Raw genomic sequence first — 9,048 nt, forward strand, 5'->3', positions numbered from 1 at the left:
ACTCGTGGATATGATTATCGACCGTTGTCTGATGCAACCGCAATGCCTGGGCAATCATGGCCGAACTCCAGCCTTCAGAGGCCAGCAAAACGGCTTTAATGCGATCACAAACCCGCTTATCACGGCTGGTATTGTGAAGGCGTTCAAGTTCCGCTTTTTGTTGCTCAGTAATGAATATTTTCATGTGTGACAGAATGATCTCCTGACGTCTGAAAATCAAGCATCTTCAATGATCACGGGTATATATCCTTATAGTGTAAATGGTGAAATTCGCTTTCAGGTTTCTCATCAATAAAGTATTTAATTCTAGAGTGCGCCTCTATTAACGGGCTTAAACCCACCTAAAAGCGAGGCAGATTATAATAACCAAACAAATTTACAGTCAACATTAAAGCCTTTACCCACCCTACCTTCGAGATTTGGCTTATTTAAAAATAAGAATAAACCCGCAATAATTCATTGAAATTAAGTGACGACATAAATTTAAAAACTTCATTCATAAAAGGATATTGCAATGCAAAAAACAAGCATCGGCCTAAAAACGTCTTATCGCAGCGTTAACTTTAGCATCATCAATTATTTAGCATGCTAAGTAACTGACTGAACACCATCCTTAATTGGGATAAAATAGGGTTAGCGTTAATTATATGATCCAGGTCACTGTATAAATACACAGCATCGCTAACATACTTCACCAGGAACAATAACCATCAATACCTCTGGAGAACATGATGAAAAATAATATCGTTAGTTGGTTCGAAATTTATGTGAATGATATGCCGCGGGCAAAAAAATTCTATGAGGCGGTGTTCAACACGCAGTTAGAGAAGATGGAAGACGAAGAGATGGAATACTATATTTTCCCTTATCAGGAAGGGGGCGAAGGCTCTGGCGGCGCACTGGCTAAAATGGATTGTGCGCCAGCAGGAGCGGGCGGCACCATGGTTTATCTGAGCTGTGAAGATTGCGCCGTGGAGGAGAGCCGCATTGTGCCCAATGGCGGTGAGATCCTGCGGCCGAAGTTTGCCATCGGTGAACATGGCTTTATCACCATCGCCAAGGATTGCGAAGGCAACGTGATTGGCCTGCATTCAATGAAATAATGCCCCTCACTCTAACCCTCTCCGAAGGGAGATGGGACTGTATGTGCTATCCATTAACTCCTGAATCTGACCTTGGCACGGGCGCAGCATGCAGCGCCCCTCCGGCGTGCCACCTTACCTGCCTACGACGCTGAACTAGCTCCCTCGCCCTTTGGGAGAGGGCTGGGGTGAGGGGATCCAGCTACGCCCGTGAAATTTGACAAAAGTTGTTATTTATCATCTATTAGTTGTCGCTGGTATTGACAGAAACCACTGAGAACCAGCCACACCCGCCGTTAAATCAGATATAAAAACTGATTAATATCGAGAAACTAATTTTTTATTTTAGCAGGAAGGGAATATGCCGCTGCATTTACGCCATTTAGTCTTAATACCGCTATTAACGTTGGTAGCTTGCCATCAACCCCCCAGCCCAACGCACTCTCTTGCCGTCACGGCTAAAAGTTCGCCGGAGGTAGTTAACAACGCCCGGCTGGAAATTTCGCACAGCGCACTGGAATACAACACGCACAAAATTCAACAGTTGTTGGGCAATAAAACCACGCTTTGCGCCATCCTGAAAGGGGATGCTTACGGGCACGATCTTTCGTTGGTCGCGCCGGTGATGATCGAAAATAATGTGCAGTGTATTGGCGTGGCCAGTAACCAAGAGCTGCAAACCGTGCGTGAACTCGGTTTTAAAGGGCGTCTGATGCGCGTCAGAAATGCCACCGAAGCGGAAATGCGCCAGGCAACCACCTATGACACCGAAGAGCTGATCGGCAATCTGGAGATGGCCAAGCGCCTGGATGCCATCGCTACTCAGCAGGGGAAAACGCTGCGCTTCCATTTGGCCCTGAACTCTGGCGGCATGTCACGCAACGGGCTCGAAGTCAGCGATCGCGCCGGGCTGTTAGAGGCCAAGGCGATCTCTGCATTACCTCATCTGAAAATGGTCGGCATCATGTCCCACTATCCTGAAGAAGATGCCGCCGCAGTACGCCAAGATCTCGCCCGCTTCAAGGTGCAATCCCAACAGGTGCTGGATATTACCGGGATCAAACGCAGCGATGTGACCTTACACGTTGCCAATACCTTCGCGACCCTCACCGTGCCGGAGTCCTGGCTAGATATGGTGCGCGTGGGCGGAGTGTTCTATGGCGATACCATTGCCAGTAACGACTATCAACGCGTGATGACCTTCAAATCCTCCATCGCGGCGCTTAACCATTACCCCAAGGGCATTACCGTCGGCTACGATCGTACTTATACGCTGAAACGTGATTCCGTATTGGCCAATATCCCGGTGGGTTATGCAGACGGCTATCGCCGGGTATTCAGCAATGCGGGCCACGTGTTGATCCAGGGGCAGCGCGTACCGGTAGTGGGTAAAACCTCGATGAATACCGTGATGGTGGATGTGACCGGGCTGAAAAACGTCAATCCTGGCGATGAAGTGGTGTTCTTTGGCAAGCAAGGTAACGCGGAGATCACCGCCACTGAGGTCGAAGACATCAGCGGTGCGCTGTTTACCGAAATGTCGATCCTCTGGGGCGCAACCAATAAACGCGTATTGGTCGACTAAGTAAAAGAGTTGGCAGTGGCTAATACCACTGCCAATCTCAAGACCGATTATTGGTAGGTAAATCCCATCTGAACCACACTGCGAAACGTGCCTGGACCGGTATTGCCGGTGCTAATCACTCGCCCAGCCAGCGCATAGGTCGCGTTATGCTGTGCGTCGACAGCAACCGTCATGGAACTACCGTCCCCTTGTACCAGACTTTTGTTGGCTGCCTGCGCCATCTGCACTGCCGCATTGGCGGCGCTACCGGCGTTAGCATACAAGGTCGCATCCGTACTAACCCGCGTACCGCTGAAGGTCACTTTCACTGCGGTGGTGCTTGCCGGGCAGTTAACCAATTTGACCTCAAACGGCTTCCAGTCTGATGCATCACCGGCAGTACGCAGATCGGTGCTACGTAACTGGCCGAAGTCAACATCCCGATTGACTGAGCCGGTATCAACGGTACAAGGGCTGGCGACGACGGTACCGGTCAGGTTAAGGTCCGTGGCCTGAACCGCGCTACTTATCATCCCCGCAGCCATGACAAGCCACATACGTTTCATCAATCCGCTCATTCAGGCTTCTCCTAGCAAAATAACAGGCTTAGTTATAGGTAAAGTTGGCTTGCACCAAAGCAACAATACTGCCAGGCGTTACATTACCGGTGGCGGTAACGGCACGGGCACTCAACGGAAAGGTCACGGTTCCGCCTACCTGCACTGGTCGGGTTACCGAGACGTTGTTACTCAAAATCGTACCGAGATCGGTAATGGAAAGCTCCACCGCCAGTGGCGTTGCTGCGCCGGTATTCTTGTACATGGCGGTTTGTGGTGCCGCAGCTGCCGTGCCGGTGAAGGTTACCGTGACGTTGCTGGTTCCCACCGGGCAAGCGGTGAGAGAAAGATTAAACGGCGTTGGCGTAGTGCCGGCACCGGCCGTCGCCAGCATGCTGGCCTGGATATTCGTCCCCAGGTCAACGTTAAGGTTGCTATTATTGTTGTTAACCACACAAGGTGAGGCCACGACATTACCGGTGATATTAATATTCACCGCATCCGCCATCGCTATATCATGCGCCCCCATAACTATAACCAATACCAACGCCGAACAGTTAGCCAATAACTTCATATTTACTCCTTACTCGTCCTTTTATTTTTACATTCTCAGGCGTCAGGATCACAAACACCAAAAATCCATTAATTTATAAAGCAGTCATTAATTATCGCAGTTAATCTAATAACATCACACCCTCACAGAACAGGTAATTATCACTGATATTCCAATGTTGCTGTCGCCATGGCATTAGCCGTACCGGGTGATATGGAGATTGCATACTGAAAATATTGAGCCACAAAAGGAATGCTTAACGTAGCACCTGTATTGGCAACTGTTCCGACAGCAAAAAATTGGTTGAAAGCAACAGGATTACCGTTATATAGAATTTGCACCCCAACACCACCAGCATTATTCCCCGCCGGTGTTAATGCAATGACACCATTGGGAACAGAAATATACCCTGGCGCACTCATTGACATACTAACGTTGACCCGGTCATTACACGTTACCGGTATATTGAAGGGTTGCGCACCCGCGGTGGTATTGATACCAGAAAACTGCGCAGCGGGTACGTTTCCTAAGGGCACCGGAACAATACCGTCTCCGCTTCCAACAGAACAAGTAATACTTTTATAGGTTACATCACCTGAGTAAGAAACTGAGCTATCCGCATTACTCCCGAGCCCATAACCGGTGTTGTACATCCCTATACCAAAAATCGTTTGACTGCGATGCAGAGTGCCGGGAACTATATTAGCAGCCGTTTTAACTAACGCCAAGGTCATTGAAACCGAAAATGTCTTTCCGCTGGTATTCGAAATATATCCCAGAGGAGTCCCCCTAGTATCACACCCTGGACCGGCACCAACAACTCGTTGTCCTGCCGAGTTAATCAAAGTGATACCAACACCACTCACCCCCGTATCATACACTCCTGGCATACCGGAAACTTCACCACCAACACCGTAATAACAAGTAATAATAGCAATCCCTTGAGGTATTGTACTAATAGCTGCACAGTTTCCGCTGAAAGAGAAACTCCTTTCCGTTCCGGGAATAACTGAACCAACAGGCAATGAGGTTGAGACTGCGGTTGAAGTTAAAGTGGCCACACCTGGTATATCCGGCGTACTGGTACATCCATAGTTTGCCGCCTGGGCCATGGGTGACAAAAAACATGAGCCCCAAAATAAACACCCCAGCATCAGTATTTTTTTCATCATATTATTTATGTTCATCATGCTTCTCACCTGCATTGCCCATTCATGATTTGAACGCCAGTCGCTGTTGTCTGTTTTTTCAAGGAATAACTTATCTGACACTGCTGATTAGACTCATTCCCCCATTTGGCCGTTAACGCCCCACTATCCGCAAGCCCGGTCAGATAAACCTGTCCACCGTCACCAACGATAAATGCCTGGGTATTCTTTTGTGCCGGATCGGTCACCGTTGCCCCAAATGGCAATGGCGTTCCGCTACTGTCCAGTAAGGTCATCATCACCCGTTGACCAACGTTGGCTTCAAAGTTGGCTCGCACCACGGCGCCACGAGTTGGCACTACGTTCTGCGTTGTCAGAGCCAATTCCACATTGTCCGCTAAGGTTTCGGTATTCAGCTGCACCTGGTTTTTCCGGTATGGAGAGGTGTAAGGCACAATCGCATAGCCGCGCCAGTCGGTTTTCACCCCGGTCTGATTGCTGACGCCAACGCCAGAGGCCCCAGGAGCCTGAACCAACGCGATGGTCTCCCCCAACGGCTGGCCGAAGGTCACCCCGTTGGCGTGTGCCACAATCCCGCCCTGCAGCCCGTAATTCAGACGCTGGCTGTTATTGTCATAGGCATAACCGGCGCTCACTTCCCCGTAGGTACCACGATAATCGGCGTTCAGGTTGCCGCTATTGCCGATCCCCTGGCTGCCATAGCCCTGCTGGGCGCTCCAGCTCAGGTTGTTGTCCGCCAAGGCGGTGCCATTCAGGCCAACGGTGTTGGTCGTCCCGCCTTTCTGGCTGCTGTTGACGTTGTAGGAGGCATAGGTATTACCCAACCAGCGGCTCAGCGGCACGCTGACGTTAAAGGCAAACACTTGGTCACGATCGTAAACCCTACCGCTGGCAACCCCGTTGTTACTGCTCGCTGCTGCGTTCTCGTTATAGCTGTAGTTGAAGCCGTAGCTGATACCATTCCAGCTGTTGTTATAACCGGCCCCAATCGAGCGCAAGGTGCGATCGCTGTTCCAGTAATCCTCACTGATCCAGCTCACAGACAAGGCTCCTGCGCCCTCCCACAGATTCTGACTCATCGTCAGTTCGGCGCGATTGCGTTTGCGCTCGTTAAGCGGTTGGCTAGTTTGATTGCGGTAGGTATCCAGCACCTCTTGCAGGCTGTAATAGCCGTCGGTTGAAAAACGGTAACCGGCAATGGCAAAGTTGGTACCGGTCTGGATAATGTTCTTGCTGTAGCGGATGCGCCAAGACTGTCCGCTGTCTTTTGGCTGTTCCTGCATGGTGGACCACGCCTGGGTGACATCCGTTGAGATGGCACCAAAGTCACCGAGGTTTTTACCCAGTCCCAATGCCAGCGACTGATACTTGCTGGCAAACTGGCCACCGCCGTAAGCCGTCAAGCCATGCGGCAAACCGTAGATCGCCGTGCCCTGGCTGAACGCGGTTTTATCCACGCTACCGTCGTAAGAACGATATTGCCCGCTGGTTACCGAATACTTCAAACGGCCTTCACGCTGTAACACCGGCAGCGAGGCAAAAGGCACCACCAACAACTGCTCGCTACCGTCCGCTTCCTTGATCGTCACGAACAGATCGCCGCTGCCTCCGGTTGGGAACATGTCGTTAATTTCGAACGCCCCTGGTGCAACATAGCTCTGATAAATGACATAGCCGTTCTGGCGAATAATCACCTGCGCATTAGTGCGGGCAATACCGCGCACCACTGGCGCATAGCCTTTTAGGCTGTCTGGTATCATGTCGTCGTCCGACGCCAGTTGCCCCCCACGAAACGACACGCTATCAAACACGTCACTCGGTGAACTGCTGTCACCCAGTACCAATTGGCTTTTCAGCGCAATGATGCTGCGCGCCGCATAGGTATAAACCGTATCCCAACGATCTTGGCCATTGCTGTCGCGATTCCAGGTGGTGTAGTTACGCAGCCGCCACGGCCCAATGTTGATACCCGGCCGCAGGTTGGCGTACTGGCTATTACTATCTTTGCTGTCACCGTTACGAGCATAGCTATTGGATCCGCTCAGGTTATAGTTGAGCAATACCGCCGGGATACCCTCATCCCATTGACTTTCGGGGACATAGCCGCGCGCTTTTTGTGAGATCGCCGCCTGCGGCATACTTAACAACAGCTGTTGTGCGCTGAAACGAAACTCGGCGCTGGCCTGTGGAATGCCTGTCAGATTGGCGCATTGCGTCTTGGCATCCCCCAATCCTGGAAACAGATCGGTCTTCACGCCCATCGCATTTAGCTGCGCAACGCTCAAACAGGGTTGCAGGCTCCCCTTGCCATCCGCACCTTTAAGCATGCGGAAATCAACGTCATTGGTCCCCTGCAGCTCATTGTTGATGTATATATCAACCCGGTAGGTGCCCGGTGCCTGATTGGCCCCATCTTCAAATACCGTCAGATCGGTACTGCCCTGATGCGGGTTATCGATCTCAAGCATCAACGGGTTAAAGTAGTCGCGAGCCTGCGCTTCAAAGGAAGCACCGCCCAACAGGGCCAACTGTGCGGCAATCAAATAGGCTAGCTTGCTGATACGCGAAGGTTGGGCATGTCTATCCTGGCCAGTGTGGTTATTCATCCGTTTTACTCCGTTACCGACAAGGTGAAGTAACCACCCTGTGTCCTGTGCCCCACCGCCTGTGGGGAAACTCGCCGATTGCTGTATGAAGACTTACAACGAACCCATGTGCTCATTACCTACGCCACCGTAATCGCTGATGATTTTCCAGCTCACGCTACCGCTGCTGACACCGGCTGGCAGAGCAAAACTCGCAGAACTCATCGGGGCGACGTAGGTGACCTCTTTCACTTCCTTGCCCGCTACTTTGATTTCCTGGAAATTCATGTAGAACGGTGTCGGGTTACTCACCTGCAGGGTATTGCCACTACGATGCCAGCTGAGTTTTTCAGCCAATTCTTCTGGCACGCCTTTCAAACCCTGTGGGCGATAAATCAGCTTGATGCGTGTCTTGACTGCAATCTGCAACGTGTTCTGGTTGGACTCTTTCGCAGCCGATGGGATCGACTTGATATTCATCCAGTACAGCGACTCTTTGTCTGACGGCAGGTTGCCACCCGCACGCACCACGCGCAGCACGTTTTCCTGCCCGCCATCCAGACGGAACAGTGGCGGAGTAATCATGAAGGGGGCTTTCTCAGCGCCGCCACCGGTGGTCTCTACCCAGCTCTGAATGAGGTATGGCACTTTGTCCGGGTTGCTGACGCTCAGTGAAGACTCCTTCTTGCCGCCGTCATAAATCAGCCGCGTACCGCCAATCACCACACCGGCCTGGGCCGCACTGGCGCATACCAGCAACGCTGCCAGCAGCGTGGTAGGAATAAATTTCATATCAAGATCCATAAATGAGGGGAAAAAGCCGGCAGTCTACTGCCGGCCCTGATTAACTACGTCGCACCCAAGGGCAGTGCAGAACTTAGTTGTAGTTAACGGTGAAGCTGGCCATTGAGTTAGCCGGGCCTGCAGTTACAGTGGCTGCGGTAGCAATGTAACGGGCAACGAAATCCAGGTTGTTGGTTGCGGTGCCTGAAACCAATGGATATGCCATAGACGCGGCGTACAGTGGCAGTACGGTGTTAGAAGCATCAGCCAGTTGGATGCCAACGCCAGTTGCCACGCCAGACTCTTGAGTCAGTGCCAGCAGGGTGGTGTCACCATTCACTGAGGTACCGTCAAACTTCACGCTAGCGGTGTTAACGGTAGCTGGGCAGTTAGTCAGTTGCAGGGTGAATTTGGTGGCAGCAGCCGTAGAACCCGTACCGGTAAATGCGGTTTTAGCCACTTTGCCCAACACGACATTCAATGGGTTGCTTGGGGTGTTAACCACCTGGCAAGCAGAATCAATGATTTCACCGGTGAAATTCACTTGGCCATCGGCAGCAAACGCAGAAATAGCAAATGCAGAGGAAGCCAGTACAGCAACAGCGATCAGATTCTTTTTCATAACAAATTTCCTTGAGTGTATTTAACTTGGCAGCGGACAAAACAAAGGGGCTGTTATCTTTAATAGTGATAACAGCATTTATAATGTCTGATTTTCCATGCCAATTTGGGTTTATATACCCAATAAACCTCAA

The 9,048-nt window shown here is 51.1% G+C and carries 9 protein-coding genes; 2 read left to right on the forward strand and 7 right to left on the reverse strand.

Annotated elements, in window-relative coordinates:
• The coding region (locus tag U869_RS0128540; RefSeq protein ID WP_025123586.1) for a helix-turn-helix domain-containing protein at positions 1–184 on the reverse strand (184 nt) is incomplete at its 3' end.
• 544 nt (positions 185–728) lie between these two features.
• Between U869_RS0128540 and U869_RS0128545 the strand changes: the two genes are divergently transcribed.
• Positions 729–1,103 carry a VOC family protein gene (locus tag U869_RS0128545; protein WP_198530718.1) on the forward strand — a complete coding sequence of 125 codons (375 nt, stop codon included), beginning with the start codon at positions 729–731 and terminating at the stop codon, positions 1,101–1,103.
• Between the two features lie 340 nt (positions 1,104–1,443).
• Positions 1,444–2,667 carry an alanine racemase gene (gene alr / locus U869_RS0128550; RefSeq protein ID WP_025123588.1) on the forward strand — a complete coding sequence of 408 codons (1,224 nt, stop codon included), beginning with the start codon at positions 1,444–1,446 and terminating at the stop codon, positions 2,665–2,667.
• 47 nt (positions 2,668–2,714) lie between these two features.
• On the opposite strand, the gene U869_RS0128555 is transcribed toward alr, so the two are convergent.
• The 6 genes from U869_RS0128555 to U869_RS0128580 form a co-directional block, all read right to left on the reverse strand.
• Positions 2,715–3,224: a fimbrial protein gene (locus tag U869_RS0128555; protein ID WP_025123589.1), complete on the reverse strand. Its 510-nt coding sequence runs from the start codon at positions 3,222–3,224 to the stop codon at positions 2,715–2,717.
• 28 nt (positions 3,225–3,252) lie between these two features.
• Positions 3,253–3,777: a fimbrial protein gene (locus tag U869_RS0128560; protein ID WP_025123590.1), complete on the reverse strand. Its 525-nt coding sequence runs from the start codon at positions 3,775–3,777 to the stop codon at positions 3,253–3,255.
• Between the two features lie 140 nt (positions 3,778–3,917).
• On the reverse strand, positions 3,918–4,946 hold the full coding sequence (locus tag U869_RS31250; protein WP_232785419.1) for a fimbrial protein: 1,029 nt from the start codon (positions 4,944–4,946) through the stop codon (positions 3,918–3,920).
• Positions 4,947–4,951: 5 nt separating this feature from the next.
• Positions 4,952–7,531: a fimbria/pilus outer membrane usher protein gene (locus U869_RS0128570; protein WP_025123591.1), complete on the reverse strand. Its 2,580-nt coding sequence runs from the start codon at positions 7,529–7,531 to the stop codon at positions 4,952–4,954.
• Between the two features lie 93 nt (positions 7,532–7,624).
• Complete coding sequence (locus U869_RS0128575; protein ID WP_025123592.1) at positions 7,625–8,302, reverse strand: molecular chaperone; 678 nt, start codon at positions 8,300–8,302, stop codon at positions 7,625–7,627.
• A gap of 85 nt (positions 8,303–8,387) precedes the next feature.
• Positions 8,388–8,915: a fimbrial protein gene (locus U869_RS0128580; RefSeq protein WP_025123593.1), complete on the reverse strand. Its 528-nt coding sequence runs from the start codon at positions 8,913–8,915 to the stop codon at positions 8,388–8,390.
• Between the last annotated feature and the right edge of the window lie 133 nt (positions 8,916–9,048).

It is taken from the genome of Serratia sp. H1w, from assembly GCF_000633355.1.
Classification (GTDB): domain Bacteria; phylum Pseudomonadota; class Gammaproteobacteria; order Enterobacterales; family Enterobacteriaceae; genus Chania.